This is a genomic window from Corynebacterium sp. HMSC058E07, assembly GCF_001809885.1.
In the GTDB taxonomy this organism is placed as follows: Bacteria; Actinomycetota; Actinomycetes; order Mycobacteriales; family Mycobacteriaceae; genus Corynebacterium; species Corynebacterium macclintockiae.
Genome location: NZ_KV799257.1, coordinates 41,380 through 58,003 on the forward strand (window position 1 = coordinate 41,380; position 16,624 = coordinate 58,003).

Annotated in this window: 17 protein-coding genes; 12 read left to right on the forward strand and 5 right to left on the reverse strand. The window is 60.3% G+C overall.

Annotated elements, in window-relative coordinates:
* Positions 1-17: 17 nt before the first annotated feature.
* The gene (locus tag HMPREF2678_RS02115; RefSeq protein WP_070550646.1) at positions 18-1,037 is read right to left on the reverse strand and encodes an HhH-GPD family protein; all 1,020 of its coding nucleotides are present in this window, start codon (positions 1,035-1,037) and stop codon (positions 18-20) included.
* 36 nt (positions 1,038-1,073) lie between these two features.
* Between HMPREF2678_RS02115 and HMPREF2678_RS02120 the strand changes: the two genes are divergently transcribed.
* Positions 1,074-1,718 (forward strand): carbonic anhydrase, encoded by a 645-nt coding sequence (locus HMPREF2678_RS02120; RefSeq protein WP_034971787.1) that lies wholly within the window; start codon positions 1,074-1,076, stop codon positions 1,716-1,718.
* Between the two features lie 78 nt (positions 1,719-1,796).
* Positions 1,797-2,489, forward strand: coding sequence for a hypothetical protein (locus HMPREF2678_RS02125; RefSeq protein WP_034969794.1), 693 nt, complete (start codon positions 1,797-1,799; stop codon positions 2,487-2,489).
* Between the two features lie 42 nt (positions 2,490-2,531).
* Here the strand turns inward: HMPREF2678_RS02125 and radA are convergent, their stop codons facing one another.
* On the reverse strand, positions 2,532-3,956 hold the full coding sequence (radA, locus tag HMPREF2678_RS02130) for a DNA repair protein RadA (protein WP_035002664.1): 1,425 nt from the start codon (positions 3,954-3,956) through the stop codon (positions 2,532-2,534).
* A gap of 99 nt (positions 3,957-4,055) precedes the next feature.
* Positions 4,056-4,643 (reverse strand): hypothetical protein, encoded by a 588-nt coding sequence (locus HMPREF2678_RS02135; RefSeq protein ID WP_237745428.1) that lies wholly within the window; start codon positions 4,641-4,643, stop codon positions 4,056-4,058.
* Positions 4,644-4,897: 254 nt separating this feature from the next.
* Here HMPREF2678_RS02135 and HMPREF2678_RS02140 point away from each other — a divergent pair, with 254 nt between their 5' ends.
* From HMPREF2678_RS02140 to HMPREF2678_RS02165, 6 genes are all read left to right on the forward strand, one after another.
* Entirely contained in the window at positions 4,898-5,488 is a 591-nt protein-coding gene (locus HMPREF2678_RS02140) for a CarD family transcriptional regulator (RefSeq protein ID WP_034969805.1), read from the forward strand.
* A gap of 14 nt (positions 5,489-5,502) precedes the next feature.
* A complete protein-coding gene (locus HMPREF2678_RS02145) occupies positions 5,503-6,330 on the forward strand; it encodes an IspD/TarI family cytidylyltransferase (protein WP_070550648.1) in 828 nt (275 codons plus the stop codon).
* Between the two features lie 53 nt (positions 6,331-6,383).
* Complete coding sequence (gene ispF / locus HMPREF2678_RS02150; RefSeq protein WP_034965389.1) at positions 6,384-6,875, forward strand: 2-C-methyl-D-erythritol 2,4-cyclodiphosphate synthase; 492 nt, start codon at positions 6,384-6,386, stop codon at positions 6,873-6,875.
* A 78-nt stretch (positions 6,876-6,953) separates the two neighbouring features.
* Positions 6,954-7,685 carry an ATP-binding cassette domain-containing protein gene (locus tag HMPREF2678_RS02155; protein ID WP_034969812.1) on the forward strand — a complete coding sequence of 244 codons (732 nt, stop codon included), beginning with the start codon at positions 6,954-6,956 and terminating at the stop codon, positions 7,683-7,685.
* A complete protein-coding gene (locus HMPREF2678_RS02160; protein ID WP_070550667.1) occupies positions 7,672-8,859 on the forward strand; it encodes an ABC transporter permease in 1,188 nt (395 codons plus the stop codon). The genes HMPREF2678_RS02155 and HMPREF2678_RS02160 overlap by 14 nt, the downstream gene beginning before the upstream one ends.
* Positions 8,859-9,452, forward strand: a complete 594-nt coding sequence (locus tag HMPREF2678_RS02165) for a hypothetical protein (protein WP_070550650.1) — start codon at positions 8,859-8,861, stop codon at positions 9,450-9,452. Before HMPREF2678_RS02160 ends, HMPREF2678_RS02165 begins: the two co-directional genes overlap by 1 nt.
* Here the strand turns inward: HMPREF2678_RS02165 and HMPREF2678_RS02170 are convergent.
* Positions 9,442-10,260, reverse strand: a complete 819-nt coding sequence (locus tag HMPREF2678_RS02170; protein WP_070550651.1) for a fumarylacetoacetate hydrolase family protein — start codon at positions 10,258-10,260, stop codon at positions 9,442-9,444. The two genes, HMPREF2678_RS02165 and HMPREF2678_RS02170, sit on opposite strands and share 11 nt — an antisense overlap.
* A gap of 62 nt (positions 10,261-10,322) precedes the next feature.
* Here HMPREF2678_RS02170 and cysS point away from each other — a divergent pair, with 62 nt between their 5' ends.
* Positions 10,323-11,759, forward strand: coding sequence for a cysteine--tRNA ligase (gene cysS, locus HMPREF2678_RS02175; RefSeq protein ID WP_210382690.1), 1,437 nt, complete (start codon positions 10,323-10,325; stop codon positions 11,757-11,759).
* On the opposite strand, the gene HMPREF2678_RS02180 is transcribed toward cysS, so the two are convergent.
* The gene (locus tag HMPREF2678_RS02180) at positions 11,716-12,303 is read right to left on the reverse strand and encodes a hypothetical protein (protein WP_034969824.1); all 588 of its coding nucleotides are present in this window, start codon (positions 12,301-12,303) and stop codon (positions 11,716-11,718) included. The genes cysS and HMPREF2678_RS02180 overlap by 44 nt on opposite strands.
* Positions 12,304-12,513: 210 nt before the next feature.
* Between HMPREF2678_RS02180 and HMPREF2678_RS02185 the strand changes: the two genes are divergently transcribed.
* The 3 genes from HMPREF2678_RS02185 to HMPREF2678_RS02195 are packed head-to-tail and all read left to right on the forward strand — an operon-like array spanning position 12,514 to position 16,621.
* Positions 12,514-14,448 carry an HtaA domain-containing protein gene (locus HMPREF2678_RS02185; RefSeq protein WP_080716823.1) on the forward strand — a complete coding sequence of 645 codons (1,935 nt, stop codon included), beginning with the start codon at positions 12,514-12,516 and terminating at the stop codon, positions 14,446-14,448.
* Between the two features lie 48 nt (positions 14,449-14,496).
* A complete protein-coding gene (locus HMPREF2678_RS02190; protein ID WP_005296744.1) occupies positions 14,497-15,588 on the forward strand; it encodes a heme/hemin ABC transporter substrate-binding protein in 1,092 nt (363 codons plus the stop codon).
* Positions 15,572-16,621: a FecCD family ABC transporter permease gene (locus HMPREF2678_RS02195; protein ID WP_035002658.1), complete on the forward strand. Its 1,050-nt coding sequence runs from the start codon at positions 15,572-15,574 to the stop codon at positions 16,619-16,621. The genes HMPREF2678_RS02190 and HMPREF2678_RS02195 overlap by 17 nt, the downstream gene beginning before the upstream one ends.
* The last annotated feature ends 3 nt before the right edge of the window (positions 16,622-16,624 follow it).

Below are 16,624 nucleotides of genomic sequence, written 5' to 3' on the forward strand. Positions count from 1 at the left end.
CGCTTGCGTAATGCTGCCTAGTGTGGCAGGGGGTATTTCCCCTCGTCACGGGCCACAAGCCCGTCGTTAAGTAGCGATTGCAGGGCTCGCTCGCGCTGTTCCTGCCCGGGCCACAGCAGGTCTATTTCTTTCTTTGTGACGCCACCGTCCCCCGTTTTTCGCAATAGTTCCATAATCTTTCCGCGTACCTGGCGATCGGTTCCCTCGAATTTCTGCACGCGCCGGGCAGCGGCTGCCGCTTCCTCCTCGGTGGGCTGCGGCTTGCCTGCTTTCACCCACGCGCAGTCGTCCACCACGGGGCAGTGGTCGCACGCCGGGCTCTTCGCGGTGCACACCAGGGCGCCGAGTTCCATCAGCGCCGCGCACATCAGATTCGCGGCATCAGCGGCATCTGCGGCATCTGCGGTGGCTGTCGAGTCGGTGGGCTGGCCGGTGGGCTGAGAGTGCGGCGGGCGGGGGAGGTGGCGTCGAACCAAACGAGGGTCCGGATCCACGTGGGGCAGCAACGATGCCACATCCGCCAGGTCGCGCGCACGGGCGGGACCTTGCAGGTAGCGGCCGTCAACAAGGCGCCGGTAGACGCGGCGGACGTTCGTATCCACGACCGGCACGGCCTGGCCGAATGCGAAAGCGGCGACGGCGCGGGCGGTGTAGTGGCCGATCCCTGGCAGGGCTTCGAGGTCGGTGATGTCGCTGGGAACCTGACCTCCGTGGCGCTCCACACAGGCGATTGCGCACTCCTTGAGTCGCAGAGCGCGCCGGGGATAGCCCAGGTTGGCCCACATTCTTAGGATCTCGGATTTCGGGGCCTGCGCCAGGTCTGCCGGGGTGGGCCAGCGTTCCAGCCAGGCCGTCCAGAGAGGGATCACGCGGGCGACTGGGGTCTGCTGGCTCATCACTTCGCTGAGCAGGATCGCCCACGGGCTCGTTTTCGGGTGGCGCCACGGCAGGTCGCGGGCGTGCCGGGCGTACCAGTTGTTCAGCTTGGCGGGCAGCTCGGCTGCCGAGTCCGAGGAGTCAGCGTGTGGGGAGTTCATTGCACAAATCACTGTAGCGCGGTGCACAATGGATGCATGACTTCGAGCCATCACAAAACTCCGCAGGAGGCATGGGACAGCCTGCGCGAGGGCAACGCCAGATTCATGCGCGGTGAATCTGACCACCCACACCAGGACCTCAGCCGTCGCATCACCCTGCAGGAAGGGCAGAAGCCACAAGCAGTGGTGCTGGCGTGCTCCGATTCTCGGGCGCCGGTGGAGATCCTCTTCGACCAGGGGTTGGGCGATGTGTTTGTGATCCGCACTGCCGGGGAGATCACCGACCTGTCCGTGCTGGCCTCCCTGGAGTTCGCGGTGGATTCCCTGGAGGTGCCGCTAGTGGTTGTGCTGGGGCACGAGAAGTGCGGCGCGGTCGCTGCGGCCTCCCGGGCGCTGCACGGCGGGGACATGCCGTCCGGCTTCCAGCGCGTGTTGGTGGAGAAGGTTACGCCCTCGTTGCTGTCGGCGAAGAAGCGCGGGATGGAAAGTAGTGACGCCTTCGAACGCAACCACGTTGCAGAGATCGCCGACCACATCGTGGATCGTTCGCCGGAGATCCAGGCGCGCCTGGCGGACAAGCGTTGCGCCGTGGTTGGACTGCGCTACCGCCTGTCCGATGGGCTGGCCGAGCCACTGGTCAGTTACGGGCTAGATATTGAGGGTGCGCAGCGCATCTACTAGCCATTTCGTGGGCTATTTTAGGCGGTCAACCCGTGTCTATCCGCCGTGTGCGGGTGGGCAGCATTTAGCATTGGTTGTGTGACTGAGGAAGACAACAGGCGCCCGTTGCCACGCGAAGTGTATATCCGCCGCCGCATTGCCGCGGTGGTGATTCTGGTCGCTGTGATCGGCGTGATCTGGGGTTTGATCAGCCTGGTCAGCGGGGGAGGGGAATCCGAGAACACGGCCGCTACCGAATCTGCCACGACTACTTCCGAACAGCAGGACATGTCTAGCCCGCCGGAGCCGCCAAAGGGTGCGGATCCTAGTGAATCGGAGGCGAAGGCGTCCGAAAGTAAGGAGTCGGAGGCGAAGGCGTCAGAGGACAAGAAGAAGGATTCTTGCTCCCTGGCCGACTTGAAGGTCACCGCTCGGCCAGGGGCGACGACGTTCAACGCGGATCAGCAGCCGAACTTCTACGCCAGGATTGAGAACCCGACTGGCGCGGATTGCGACATCAACCTTGATGATGCTCCGCTGAAGTTCGAAGTGTTCACGATGGGCAACTACCAGCGCGTGTGGGGCGATATCGACTGCAATGCGCCGGAGGTGACCGGGGACGTAAAGATCAAGGCTGGCGAGGCAGTGATCTACGAACTGGCCGGTTGGTCCCGCACGACCTCCGCGCCGGGCCAGTGTGAGGCTCGCCAGCCCGTCGATCCGGGCAGCTACCTGCTGTACACCCACGTGGGCGACAATACGTCCCAGCCGGCCTCGTTCAACTTGCAGTAGCTCTCGTTTAACCCGCAGTAGCTCTCGCTCAACCCGCAGTGGCTAGGCGGAGGCCAGGCAGTAATTGACAGCCTGGCAGAGCGTGGAGACCTCCTTCACCTTCATTCCCTTCGGCGTCTCGTAGTGACAGTTCTTCGGCACCAGCGCGGTGTGGAAGCCCAGACGGCTGGCCTCTGCCAGCCTTTGGGTGAGCTGCGGGATGCGGCGCACCTCGCCACCCAAACCGACTTCACCCAAAGCCACCAGCCCGAGGGGGAGCGGCGTGCGCTTAGCAGTGGAAGCTAGAGCGAGCCCCGTGGCTAGATCCGCCGAGGGCTCCAGGATCTTCATCCCACCCACCGTCGCAGCGTAGACCTCCTTATCCGCTAGGGGGAGGCCGCAGCGTTCCGAAAGCACCGCCAGCACCATCGATACGCGCGAGGCATCCATGCCCGTCATGTATCGCTTCGGGTTCTTAAATTCGCTGTTGAGAGCCAGGGTTTGTAGCTCTCCAACCATCGCGCGACGGCCGTCCATCACCACAGTCACCGCGGTACCAGTTACGGATTCGGTCCGGTGGTGCAGGAAGAGCCCGCTAGGATCAGCAACCTCCTGGATTCCGTGGGCGGTTTGTTCGAAGCAGCCGACCTCATCCGTCGCGCCGAAGCGATTCTTGATGCCCCGCAGGAAACGCATGGAGGAGTGCTTGTCGCCCTCGAAGTTCAGAACCACATCCACCAGGTGTTCGATGGTGCGAGGGCCTGCGACCGTACCCTCCTTTGTCACGTGGCCCACGGCGATGACGGGCGTGCCAGACATCTTGGCCAGGGTTGTTAGCGTGCTGGTGACCGCACGAGTTTGGGCCACGCCGCCGGCCACGCCCTCCACCCCGGTGGCCTGCATGGTCTGCAGAGAGTCCACAATGATCAGCTCCGGGTTGAGGGCATCCACCTGTGCCAGGCCGTTTTCCAGGTCGTTTTCGCTGGCCAGGTAGAGGTTGTCGTGCAGCGCGCCGGTGCGTTCCGCGCGATGGCGTACCTGTCCGACGGATTCCTCCGCCGTGAGGATCAGTACTGTGTGGCCTTTCTTTGCCCACGCGGCGGCGACCTCCAGCAGCAGGGTGGATTTACCCACACCCGGTTCGCCCGCAAGCAGCACAGCGCTGCCTGGCACGATGCCGCCGCCCAGCACCCGATCCAGTTCTCCGATACCTGTCGGTCGGTGCTTGGCGATGGTCGGGTCCACCTTGGTCACCGGCTGGGCGCTGGCCCCCGGCACCAATCCTCCGCCCCTGCGCCCGCGGCGCCCAGAACCACCCGTTCCACCAGCTACACCTGCGATCCCCAGCGCCCCGAGAGCGCGGGTGTCTCGTTCCTCCAGAGATCCCCACTCGCCACATTGTGGGCAGCGCCCCATCCACTTGGACAGCTGGTGATCGCAGGAGGCGCATACGAAAACCCGGCTTGCTTTGCTCGACTTACTTGCCATGTGCACAACAATAAACGCCGCCCCGGACGACCAATGTCCGGCGACGGCGTTTGTTCGATTTTGTGGCGGGTTCTGGCTTGGGCGACCCGCCTAGGTGACCTACTTGGTGGTCAGGTTGCCATCCTCGTCGCGGTGCAGCTGGCCAGATTCCGGAACGTACGCGGTTACCGGAGCGTTTAGCTCAACGGTGCCGACGTTCAGCTTGAAGGTGACCTTCTTGCGGCCGCCAACGTACACGTCCTTCAGACCCTTGACGGAGGTTTCAGCGTACTGCAGCTGGCTCTGGCCCTTGGTCTCTACGTCCTTCAGAGCAAACTTGCCGTCAGCAACCAGGGAGCCACCCGCCGGGATCTCCTTCTTATCCAGGCCGGAGACCTCCTTGCCATCAACCTTCACGGACTCAACCTTGACGGCCTTGCCCTTTTCGTCCTCGTTGGTGACAGTGAACTTCAGTGCCAGGGTGTTATCCGGGCCAACGACCACGGACACGTCCTGGACGTCAGCGTGGCCAGCGTTGCCGTGCGCACCGTTGACGGCGGCCACCTGGCTGGAAGTCTGGGAAATCTGACCTGCGCCACACGCGGACAGTGCGAGCGCGGAACCTGCGGCGACCAGCGCCAGCGCACCACGGGCAAAGGTCGTCTTCAGCGGCTGGGCCTTGAGGGTCTTCACGATGCGTTCCTCCATCTGAGGCATGTCTTAAAGCAGTTGAATAAAAACGTCTGTGTCCAGCCTAGCCTGTAGCCCCCTAGTACACCTAGCCAAGGAGGCCTTTAGTAGTAATTAGTGCCCCCTAGTGCGTGCTTGCTGGGGATTTTATGCCCCAAATGCGGGTAGTGCGGGCGATTGCGGTAGAATCTATCGGGTATTTGCGCACTTGTTTTTCCCAGTGCCTATCACATCCCGCCCCAGCCTTTCGGAAGGACGTTAGAGGAACACTTATGGAGTTCGCAGTCGGAGATACGGTCGTTTACCCGCACCACGGCGCCGCTGTCATCGAGGGCATCGAGCAACGGGAATTCAAGGGGGAAACCGTCGATTACCTGGTGCTGCGCATCAACCAGGGCGACCTTTCTGTCCGTGTGCCGGCCGCAAACGCCGAGAAGGTCGGCGTGCGTGACGTGGTGGGTGAAGAAGGCCTGCGCAAGGTTTTCTCCGTGCTGCGGGAGACCGATGTGGAAGAGGCTGGCAACTGGTCCCGCCGCTACAAGGCGAACCAGGAGCGCCTGACCAGTGGCGACGTGAATAAGGTAGCCGAGGTTGTGCGCGACCTGTGGCGCCGCGACCAGGACCGTGGCCTGTCCGCGGGTGAGAAGCGCATGCTGGCCAAGGCTCGCCAGATCCTCGTGGGCGAGCTCGCCCTGGCCGAAGGCGTGGACGACAAGAAGACCGACGCGCTGCTGGCCGACATGCAGGCCGCCATCGAGCGCCACCGCGAGGCTGCCGCAGCGGCCCGTGCGGCAGGCGTGGACGAGGATTCCAAGTCCGGTGGCTCCATCGATCTGGACGACGAGCTGGACGGCGAAGACTAAGCCGAGCTAACGCCGTGACAGCGAACGTCTATGCACTCGTCGCCGCTGCCGGTAGCGGCACCCGCCTGGGGTTTGACACCCCGAAAGCTTTCGTAGAACTCCACGGTCGGTCGTTGCTGGAACGATCGTTGGACGGCCTCGCGGCGTCCCAAAGCATCGATCAAGCGATTGTGCTGGTCAGCGAGAACATGCGCGACCATGCCGAGCGCATCGTCGGCGATCCCATGAACGCCGCGGAATGGGCCCCCATGACTGTCAGCGTGGAGCTCGGCGGCGGCGAGCGATTCGACTCCGTGTACGCAGGCCTGGTTGCGATCCAGCGACGGCTAAGCGCTGTGGGCGAGGCCACCGAGGGGCGCTTCGTTGCCGTCCACGACGCCGCCCGCTGCCTTACCCCACCCGCCATGATCGCCGAGGTTGTCGACCGCGCGCGCCGTGGCGTCGCAGAAGGTTCCTGGTATGGGGCGATCCCGGTGTTGCCGGTGGTAGACACTATTAAGGTTATTGACGCCCCCACCTCCGGCTCGCGCGCAGGGCAGACGGTCGTGGAGCAAACCCCCGACCGTGCCAGCCTGCGGGCAGCTGCCACGCCGCAGGTATTTGACCTGGAGAAGCTGATCGAGGCCAACGAGCAGTACCTGCGCACCACGGAGATCAGTTCCGCGCACGCGGTGGATCGGGTGGGTGCCTCGCCGCTGCCACTGGTAACGGACGATGCTTCGCTGATGGAGATGGCAGGATTCCCGGTGGTGGCGGTGGATGCGGATCCGCTGGCTATGAAGATCACCACGCCCCAGGACTACCGCGTGGCACAGATGATTCTGAATGGCAGCGAAAGTTAGAAAGTCCGCAGCAGACAAGTAGAACGCAAGCAGAGGCGAGAGGCAGAACGCAATTGAACACCCCACACATCATTCCCCGCGTAGGTATTGCGACGGACGCCCACCAGGTACAACCAGGTAAAGACTGCTGGATGGCTTGCCTGCTGTGGGAGGGGCAGGACGGCTGCGAAGGGCACTCCGACGGCGACGTGGTGGCGCACGCGGTAGTGGATGCGCTTCTCTCCGCCGCCGGGCTCGGTGACCTGGGCAGTTTTGTCGGGGTGGGGCGTAAGGAATACGACAACGTCTCCGGCGAACGCCTACTGCGCGAGTGCCGCGAGCTGCTGGAATCTAAGGGCTTCGTGATCGGCAACGCGGCGGTGCAGATGGTGGGGAACCGCCCGAAGATGGGCACCCGGCGTGAGGAGGCCGAGAAGGTGATGGGAGAGCTGATCGGCGCGCCGGTCTCCGTCTCTGCGACCACGACCGATCACATGGGCTTCACCGGCCGCGGCGAGGGTGTGGCGGCCGTGGCGACGGCGGTTGTGTGGCAGGCGCAGAACTAGTTATTGACAATCCTTTCGCACCCTCGTAGGTTTGTTCCATCAAACAGAACCCCTGCGCATTAAAGGTTTGGAACTTTCTTGTCGAATAGCTACTCGTTTTCTTTTAGCTACCCGCGCTCTGATGAAGGGGTCGAGGTCCACTCGCTTGAGGTTCCTGCTAGCCCGACGGTGATTTTGGGTGTCAACGGTGCCGGTAAGACCACGCTTATGAAGTTGCTCGTCGGCCAGCTAAAACCGTCTGAAGGCGCTGTACCGAAGTTGGGCAGAGCGGTGTACGTCCCGCAGCATTTCGAAAACATCAATGGTGCGCGCGTTGTCGACTATGTTTCCTACGTCGCCTGGCTTAATGGTGCCGGTTGGGCGGAGAGCAAGAGGACCGCGGCCTATTGGATTGAATTCGTCGGTTTGAAGGAACACGCACATAAGCAATGCAGCAAGCTGTCCGGTGGGCAGCAGGCTCGCGTGCAAATAGCAACAGCCCTGAACTCTAACGCGGAGCACATACTGCTGGACGAACCCAGCGCCGCACTCGACCCACTGGCGAAGCGGGATCTGCAAGGACTCTATCGATCCATTGCGGAAGCGGGCGTTGGCCTTTGGGTTTCTAGTCATCAGCCCTTGGAAGTGGAGAAGCCGTTCGAGCATGTACTCGTGCTGCATGAAGGAAAGGTTGAGTTCCAGGGGCCAATGAGCGATTTTCTGCGAGTTGGGCGCGGTTCGCTAGAGCCGGGGGAGTCACATCGCTATTCCGACACTGTGAGAAACCTTGCGGAGGCATTTTCCAGGACCGGTGGCCATGTCGAGGATTAATGCGATCAACGTTGCTTTGGTGCTCGCAGCTGCAGCGCTTGGTTTGCTGAGCATTGCACTCAACGCCAACCCGGTGCCTACGCAGGACAACGCAGTCTCCAACAGCTTGGCCATCTACTATTCGCTGGGGCCAATCCTGGGCTTTATCGGTGCTAAAGAGATGGCACGCTTCCGTTCCTTTTTTAAGTCCCGCGGCTCTGTGCAGGATGTTTTTAAAGTCTGGCTCAGATCCTTGGCGCTTCCGCTATTGCTCGCGGTGGCAGTGGTGTTGGCGTACCTCGCAGTGCAGCTGGCGGATATCGGCTACGTAGAGTCCGCACAGTCCCTTGCAACGGGGTTGGTCTTTATTGTTCTTCACGGCGTGGCATGGCTGAGCTTGGGGGCAACTTTAGGGCTGTACCTACCAGCAATTGTGGCGATCGCTGTCGGCTTGCTTCTTCCTTATATCCTGGTCGCTTACCCGGTGTCGCTCTCAAACGTGGCGTGGCGACAAATGTTCGGGCAACCGTTCAGTTCTTGTTGTCAAGTATCACAGAGCGTGGATCCGATTCTGTGGAAGGCTTCGGCGCTGGTGCTGGGGGCCATATGCGTTTGCTCGTTGCTGTTGACCGCGGCTTTTCATGGAAATTGGCTTCCGGGGCTGTCCGCGTGGCCACTTCGCGTGGCCGCCATTGTTCTACTCGGCGTGAGCTGTGGATTAGGCTACGGAATCGCCCAAGACGGAAACTATGGTTCCGCGGTGCCCCGCCCCCAAGAGCATATGATCTGCGAGGGAGCATTGTGTTACTGGCGCGAAACCCCATCTGAACAGGTAGATGCTAACCGCAAGGTGTGGGAATCTTTGGGCGTCACTACCTATAGGCTGATAGACGCCGAACCGCAACGGGACGGCGACATCTGGCTCGCCCACTCGAATCAGCAACAGGAAGTAAAACACGCGCTCCTGGTCGAACTCCTCAGCAACGAACCTGCACTTAAGGGGGCTCCATCGTGTTGGGGAACTCCGCAGGAACCCGTATCCGTAGCGGAGTCTCTTCCCGATCTGACGGAAGAAGAACTGGAACGAGCGACCCTGACGCCTTCCGGACAATGGCGCGGGGTGCATGGCACGAATGAGGGAGTGGACGTGAAATTCATCCTGGATCGGGCGAACTCCGAGTGCTGGGAGGGATAGTGTCTGCCCAGCATCGAGCACAAATCTATTGGCGCGGTCATTCCGCGACCTACGCGGTGATACTTCAGGTGTTCGCCCTCGTGGGCGCCGTCCTGTTCGGCACGACCACGATCCCCATTCCCTGGGCTTCGTGGAGTTCGTCCGGAGTCGTTCCGTTTAACTTCGTGTTCTCCATCGCTATCGTTAGCTCTGCGGTGATGTTCTGGGATAACCGGCTTTCCCAGCTGGAAGAACTAACTGGTCGCACGTGGGCGGCCTGCGACTGGCTTTTCCTTGGGATCTGCTTGGGTGAGTGCGGCGTTGTCGCGGTCCTGGGCAACCCAGGCATGTTGCAGTACACGCTTATTGCATTGTCGGTGATTTTCGGCGCATGCCTTGTAGTGGACCTGCGAAAGAGCTTCTATGGACTGCTGCTACTAACCGCCGCCCAGTGCCTGCTCATATCGGTATTGCCTAGTAGATACCTGCCATTGTTCTGGTCGCCCAGGATCAGTGTGATTGTGATTGCGCTTCCCATCTGCCTGTTACTTTTCGCGGCAGTGCGGAGCGCCATCAAGAAGGCCGAGCCGCGTTTGGCTCAGCTCAGCAGTTAATGCGGTTGCAGATTTCCCCGATGCCGTCGATAGCGATGCGCACCTCGTCGCCATCGGCCAGGTACTGCGGTGGGGTCATGCCATGGCCGACGCCCTCTGGTGTGCCCGTCACGATGACGTCACCAGGTGCCAACGAGGCGAAATTGCTGATGTAATCCACCAGATCCTGTGGCTTAAACACCAAGTCGGCAACGCTGTGTTCCTGGCGGAGTTCGCCGTTGACCCAGGTGCGTAAGACAGCCCCTTCCGCAATCGGATCGAAGTGTTCGGCGGGAACCATCCATGGGCCGAATCCGCTGGAGCGGTCCAGGTTCTTGCCCTGCAGCCACTGCTGGGTGCGGTACTGCCAGTCGCGCTGAGAGAAATCATTCATCACGGCGTAGCCCGCGATCTGGCCGGACTCGCCCATAATGACAGCAAGCTCGCCCTCGTAGTCCGCCTGCGCGGAGAGCTCTGGGGGAACAACGACTTCGTCGAACGGGCCCGCCAAGGCGGAGGCGTACTTCACGAACAGGGTGGGGTGGTCCGGGATCGGGTGAGCCATCTCTGCGATGTGTTCCCGGTAATTGAGGCCTACACAGAAAATCTTTCCGGGGTTCGGCACGACCGGCCCCAGCTGGTCGGCGGTGAAGGTAACGGTGGGGAGGGAATCCAGCTCCGTGCTGCTGATCGGCGCCTTGTAAGGGAATTCGGCAAGGAGTTTGCCCTCGCCGCCTTCGGCGGAAAAGGAGGTGACGGCGATGGGCTGCCACGCATCCCGGTTGTTGAGGCGGATGGTGGCGAATCTCGTGGTGCTTTGAGTGTGCATGCCTTCCACGATACTGACACGCAGGGGAAAGAGGCCGGATGCGCATGCCTATACTGTGTGGTGTGACTTTGCGAATCTACGACACTGCCGCCCGCCAGCTCCGCGACTTTGAGCCTATCCGTGAAGGCCATGCCTCGATCTATCTGTGTGGAGCGACCGTGCAGTCGATCCCGCACATCGGACATGTGCGTAGCGGAGTTGCTTTTGACATTCTGCGCAACTGGCTAGAGGCCAAGGGGTTGGACGTCGCTTTCGTAAGGAACGTCACCGACATTGACGACAAGATCTTGACCAAGGCCGCGGAGAACAACCGCCCGTGGTGGGAGTGGGCCGCCACGCACGAGCGCGCGTTTAACTGGGCTTATGACCAGTTGGGCGTCACCCCACCTTCCATCGAGCCCCGCGCCACAGGGCACGTACCGCAGATGATCGAGTACATGCAGCGCATCATCGACAACGGCCACGGCTACGCCGCAGACGGCAACGTGTACGCGCAACCCGCGACGATCGATAACTACGGCTTCCTTTCCGGCCAGAAGCTGGACGAGATGGATCAGGGTGAATCTGCGGGTACCGGTAAGCGCGACCCGCGCGACTTCACCATGTGGAAGGCAGCCAAGCCGGGCGAGCCGGCCTGGGACACTCCGTGGGGCCGTGGCCGCCCGGGTTGGCACATCGAGTGCTCCGCGATGGCCACGACCTACCTGGGCAGTGAGTTCGACATTCACTGCGGTGGGTTGGACCTGCAGTTCCCGCACCACGAGAACGAGGCCGCGCAGGCGACGGCAGCGGGGGATGGGTTCGCGCGCTACTGGATGCACAACGGCTGGGTGACGATGTCCGGTGAGAAGATGTCGAAGTCCCTGGGCAACGTGCTTTCTATCCCGAATGTGCTGAAGCTGGTGCGTCCGGTTGAGCTGCGCTACTACCTGGGCAGCGCGCACTACCGTTCGATGCTGGAGTACTCCGAGGCTGCGCTGGGCGAGGCCGCTGCGGGCTACCGCCGCATCGAGAAGTTCCTGGTGCGCGCCATCGAGTTCGTCACCGGAGAGACCGCCGTGGACCCGCAGGCGCTGCCGGTCGGCGAAGTGCCGGCGCGGTTCGCGGAGAAGATGGATGACGACCTGGCCGTACCGCAGTCGTTGGCCGTGATCCACGATATTGTTCGCGAGGGCAACAAGCTACTGGAGGCTAAGCCCACGGACGAGGTAAAGCAGCAGGTCAAGCAGATCGCCGGACAGGTTCGCGCGATGGCTGCCGTGCTGGGCGTGGATCCGCTGAGCGATACCTGGCTCGAATCCACCAAGGCCGCCGCCGGTGGCTCCGATGTGGCGATGGGAGCCCTGGATGTGCTGGTCAAGGCCGAGCTGGAGCGCCGCGCCGAAGCCCGCGCGGCCAAGGACTGGGCCACCGCCGACGAGGTACGCGACCGCCTGGCCGAGGCCGGCATTGAGGTTACGGATACAGCCGATGGCGCGAAGTGGTCGCTGAAGGGGTAGTTCCATAGACGTACTCGTCGGGCTGTAACTCTGATCCTGGAAGCTCGACCTCGTCGTCATATATTTCTTCGGGTACGAAGTATTCTTCGTCTTTCGACCACATGGGGTTCAGGCCTGGCAAGAACCAAATGGTGGCGGCAGAAACGATGGCAATGATGATGCCGCCCAGTGTTGCGTGCTCCGGCGGGATGTACCAAAAACCGGCCACGATCAGGGCGCCGATGGAGCCGATACATAGGGGGAGGAAGAGGTTCAGATTCAACCTGTTTGCGGTTCTGTATTCGACCCAGTCCTCGCTGGGGAAGCGGCCGCGGGCTTGGGAGCGGATTCGGCGCTGCGTTTTCTGAGAACATACGACGCATGCGATGGCGACTAGTGCCAGCCCGACTCCGGCGATAATAAAGTCGCCGACTACTGCGCCGTATGCCATCACGCCGATCGATACGGTTAGGGCAAAGCGTTCGGTCGCGGAAAGCGGAATTGCCTGGTGGGGGTCTACTTCAGGGTAGAGGTTGGCCAGAGGGGCCGGGGTGTATGCGGTCATCCTTCGTGTCCTTTCTCGGGGGTGAGAGGTGGGGGTGGGAGACGAAGCTAAACACAAGATGCTTCTGTCTCTTAGGCTGACGTCATGATACTTTCAGTTAAGTTGCGCCTTACCTAATTAAGGTAACACTATCCTAAGTTAGTGGTAAATCCTGGGTAGAAGGTAAGGCTGCGTAAGTCTTTTGATGTTTCAGTTCTGAGTAGGATCAGCATGCACCTTTCACTGTTTGGATCACGTCGAGGCTCGGTGCGACGGTCGTTCGGTCGTACATCCACGGCCGTGGCCGCCACCTCCGTACTTGCCTTCGCTCCCGTAGCATTTACCACGGTCGCTACTCCCGTTGCCTCAGCGGCGGGAACCTGTGAATTTAATTGGGGTATCAAGCAGAGCTACCGTGCCTATATCCAAGGCCCTGTCGCTAAAGGCGGATGGGGTGGCGACGGTATCGGCTTTACCGGCGATAAGACCGGCCCGAATGGCACCTTCCAGTTCAGTCCCCAAAAGCCCCAGGTAAACGGCGATACGGTGACCGTTCCGCTAAACGGAGTTCTCCGTTTCAACGGTCACAACTATGGCGGCGATGACCTGCTAGATATGACGCTCTCCGATTGGAAGGTGCGCGCAAAAGGAAAAACCGCCGAGATCCTGGTGGACTATGTCTCCTATGAGTCGGACATGGTCGATAAGAGCAAACGGGGAGCCAAAATCACTGGCGACGATGAAGTCATCGCCAAGGTGAACCTGTCTACCCCGGTGAACCCCGGCTCAGGGAGCGTAAACCTTTCTGGTTCTACGACGCTTACTCAAGGTGGCAGTCGGCTGTTTCTCGCTTACAAGGCGGGAACCTCGATGGATCCAACCAGTGGCTCAGTTGCTTTGGACGGCAGCTGTGGATCAGATTCGGGCAGTGGCTCGGGATCGGGCGAAAAGCGCACGCTGACCACGATCGATGGCAACTTCACCGGCTTTAACAAGGAAGCTATGGGAATTCTGTCTGAGACGAACGACACGATGAACGCCCTGACCACTTTCATGGGTAACTCCCAAGCCTTCTTGGACGAGTATGAATCTTTCGTCAATCGCGGGCGCGGTAAGAACGGATCTTCTAGCGGAAGCGACTCCGGAACTAGCTCCACCTCCGGAACGAGCTCCAACTCCAACTCCGGTTCTGGTGGCGGATCGGCCTCTGGTGGAGCATCGCTTGGATCCGGAAACAGTGGTGCGCGAAACGGCGGAACAGGCGGCGGGTCGGCCTCCAGCGGAGGCGGAACAACCCGTGGCGGTGTCGCTGCAGGCGGAGCAGCTGGTGGCGGTGGAGATCTGCACTGCGCGTCGGTCAAGGCAGTCGAAAGCGCCAAGGCATCGTGGGCTCTGAAAGAATCCTTCCAGTCGTACATCACCGGCTCTATCGCTAAGGGCAAGTGGGATTTGAGCGGGGTCGGATACAGCGGTGGCAAGTATCAGTTCACCGGCAACGGTGGCAACGTCGATACATCTTCGCAGCAGGGAACGATTTCCTATGGTGGCGCGATGCAATTCACCGGTCACAACGGAATTCTCGACCTGAACATTGCTAATCCGGAGATCCAGTTCAACGGTGGAACAGGAAGGCTTGTTGCCGATGTTCGTTCTTCAAACATGGAAGGCGAGAAACGAGACTTCGGGCGCACAGTGCTGGGAGACCTGAGCTTTAGTTCCCTTGATGTCTCGGAAAACTCAGTAAGCGGAGAGGCGAGTGTATCGCTGACCCAGGATGGTTCCGTAGCTTTCGCTGAATTCTACGATCCGGGAACTCAACTAGCGCCCATATCTTTCAGCGCCCAGCTAGGTGGCCAGGGTGACTGCGACGCAGTGGGCGGTACGACAGCATCTGGATCGAGTACGGGTGGATCGGGCGGTGGTTCTTCTGCTGCGCACAATGCTGCCGCCGCGAAGCTCGCCGGCAATAAGGACGGTTCCGGCAATGGCGTCGACGGCGATTCTTCATCGGCGGGGTACGAAAACGGATCGAGCAAATTCAAGGTTAAGCCTGCTGCGGCTGAGGGTCAGGATGAGAACCCGGCTACTTACCTTCTCGGATTGATCGTAGGAGTCATCGTCGCAGGTGGAAGCATCGGTCGACTGGTTGTAAGTAATCCGTCTTAATCCGCCTACTAGGTGGCAAGACACTGCTCAGTTAGAAAGCACGTTTTAATGTCCATTGTTCTTAATCGAACTGTGCGGTTAGCGTTCCGCACCTGTGTGTTGTTTATCTGCACGGCTAGCATCGCTGCGTGTGGCGTTAAGGGCGCCTATGAATCCGAAGCTGATGCTGCTCTGCGAAACGACATCAAGAATGCTGCTGATCTGCAGGATCCTCGTAGCTTTGAGGGCGTTTCGGAGGTCAAGGACTTCACGGATGTGGAGCCTGTGACCAAGAATCCATCCCCGAAGCTGCCGGTGGAGCTGACCGACGCAGACGGCCACGATGTCAAGGTTAATAAGCTCGATCGGATTCTGGCTCTTGACCTGTACGGTACTTACACTAAAACCCTTACTGGCCTGGGTCTTGCCGATCGGATTGTAGGCCGCACGGTCTCTTCTACTGAAAACATCTTGGCCGACAGGCCAGTGGTCACTCAAGGTGGGCACAACATCAACGTGGAAGCCGTGTTGTCGTTGGAGCCGGATATCGTCATCGTGGACCACTCCATCGGGCCACGGGACGCTATCGATCAGATTCGTCAGGCGGGCGTGACCACCGTGGTCATGGAACCGACCCGCACGATCGATTCGGTAGCCGAGGACATCACCACGCTCGGTGCTGTCGTGGGCCTCCCGGAGGATGCGGAAAAGCTTGCGGATCGCACAGTCGAGGAAATAAATCTGGATAAAGAGACCATCAAGAAGATGGTGCCCTCTACACCGATGCGGGTGGCATTCCTTTATGCCCGTGGAAATGGTGGAGTGTTCTTCATCATGGGCGAAGGGACCGGAGCAAAAGACCTGATCGAGGGCGTTGGTGCGGTTGACGTGGGGACGGAGAACAACCTTTCCTACATCGAACCAGCCAATGCGGAGTCGCTAGCTAGGTTAAACCCAGATGCGTTCATCATGATGACCGGCGGGTTGGAATCCACCGGAGGGATCGAAGGCCTGCTCAAACGCCCCGGCATAGCTCAAACCACGGCAGGACAGAAGCGGCGCGTAATCACGATTCCAGATGGTCAATCGTTGGCGTTCGGCCCCATGACTGGGCAAACACTTTTGCGGACAGCGAAGGCGTTATATGACCCACACGGTTAATACGAACGAGTTTCTCCGGGCGCGAACGCGCCGATGGGTAGGGATTTTCGGTGCACTGGTGGTGCTAATGCTTGTTGCTGCGGTGCTATCGATCGTGCTTGGACAGTACTACGTGCCACTGCAGGATTTAGGTTCAATCTTGCTGGGGAAAGACCATCATTCAGGTCTGGCCTCCAGCGTAGTGTGGGATATTCGCTTGCCGCGCATCCTGCTGGGGTTCCTAGTCGGCGCATGCTTGGGTGTGGCTGGAACATTGATGCAGGCGGTGTTTGCCAACCCTCTGGCCGAGCCATCGATTATCGGCGTGACCTCGGGAGCCGGGGTTGGTGCGGCGTTGGCAATCGTCTTTAACCTTGCTTTCTTCGGCACGTTCACCGTTCCATTCTTCGCCTTTCTTTCCGCATTGGTTGCCGCTGGCCTGATTTACCAGCTAGCTCGAAGCCAAGGCCGAGTTGTGGTTATCAATCTGGTTCTCACAGGTATCGCGGTTAATGCCGTGTGTGGAGCAATTATCTCCTTCATGGTCTATTTGGCTCCGACCGCCAGTCGGGAAGAGATCATCTTTTGGCAGATGGGATCCCTAAATGGTGCCCAGTGGAAGCACGTTTGGGTGGTTTTGCCGATCACGATGGTTGGAATTGCCGTAGCCCTACGGATGGGTGGGGCACTAGACGTACTTGCTTTGGGTGAGAAAGCCGCTGGTCACACAGGGATCAATGTAAGTCAATTGCGAGTGATTGCGATCATCGCTGCGACCGTACTCACTGCAGGCGCAGTTGCCTTTGCCGGGCTCATCGGCTTCGTAGGGCTGATTATCCCGCACCTGTTGCGAACGGTCATGGGGCCGGAGAATTATCTCCTCATCCCTGCTTCTGCGCTTGGCGGGGCGGTCTTGATTGGTCTGGCCGATGTGGCTGCCCGCACATTGATTGAATTCGCAGATTTGCCTATTGGCATCTTCACTGCCCTTGTCGGCGGCCCGACTTTCTTCGTTCTGCTGCGCCGAATGATGCGAAAGGGGATTCATGCATGAGTG

Coding starts and splice junctions, on each gene's coding strand:
- HMPREF2678_RS02195 (WP_035002658.1), top strand. CDS start 15,572: ATGACCCACACGGTTAATACGAACGAGTTTCTCCGGGCGCGAACGCGC.
- HMPREF2678_RS02140 (WP_034969805.1), top strand. CDS start 4,898: ATGGAGTTCGCAGTCGGAGATACGGTCGTTTACCCGCACCACGGCGCC.
- HMPREF2678_RS02180 (WP_034969824.1), bottom strand. CDS start 12,303: ATGACCGCATACACCCCGGCCCCTCTGGCCAACCTCTACCCTGAAGTA.
- HMPREF2678_RS02185 (WP_080716823.1), top strand. CDS start 12,514: ATGCACCTTTCACTGTTTGGATCACGTCGAGGCTCGGTGCGACGGTCG.
- HMPREF2678_RS02190 (WP_005296744.1), top strand. CDS start 14,497: ATGTCCATTGTTCTTAATCGAACTGTGCGGTTAGCGTTCCGCACCTGT.
- HMPREF2678_RS02120 (WP_034971787.1), top strand. CDS start 1,074: ATGACTTCGAGCCATCACAAAACTCCGCAGGAGGCATGGGACAGCCTG.
- HMPREF2678_RS02170 (WP_070550651.1), bottom strand. CDS start 10,260: ATGCACACTCAAAGCACCACGAGATTCGCCACCATCCGCCTCAACAAC.
- HMPREF2678_RS02115 (WP_070550646.1), bottom strand. CDS start 1,037: ATGAACTCCCCACACGCTGACTCCTCGGACTCGGCAGCCGAGCTGCCC.
- radA (WP_035002664.1), bottom strand. CDS start 3,956: ATGGCAAGTAAGTCGAGCAAAGCAAGCCGGGTTTTCGTATGCGCCTCC.
- HMPREF2678_RS02135 (WP_237745428.1), bottom strand. CDS start 4,643: ATGGAGGAACGCATCGTGAAGACCCTCAAGGCCCAGCCGCTGAAGACG.
- HMPREF2678_RS02160 (WP_070550667.1), top strand. CDS start 7,672: ATGTCGAGGATTAATGCGATCAACGTTGCTTTGGTGCTCGCAGCTGCA.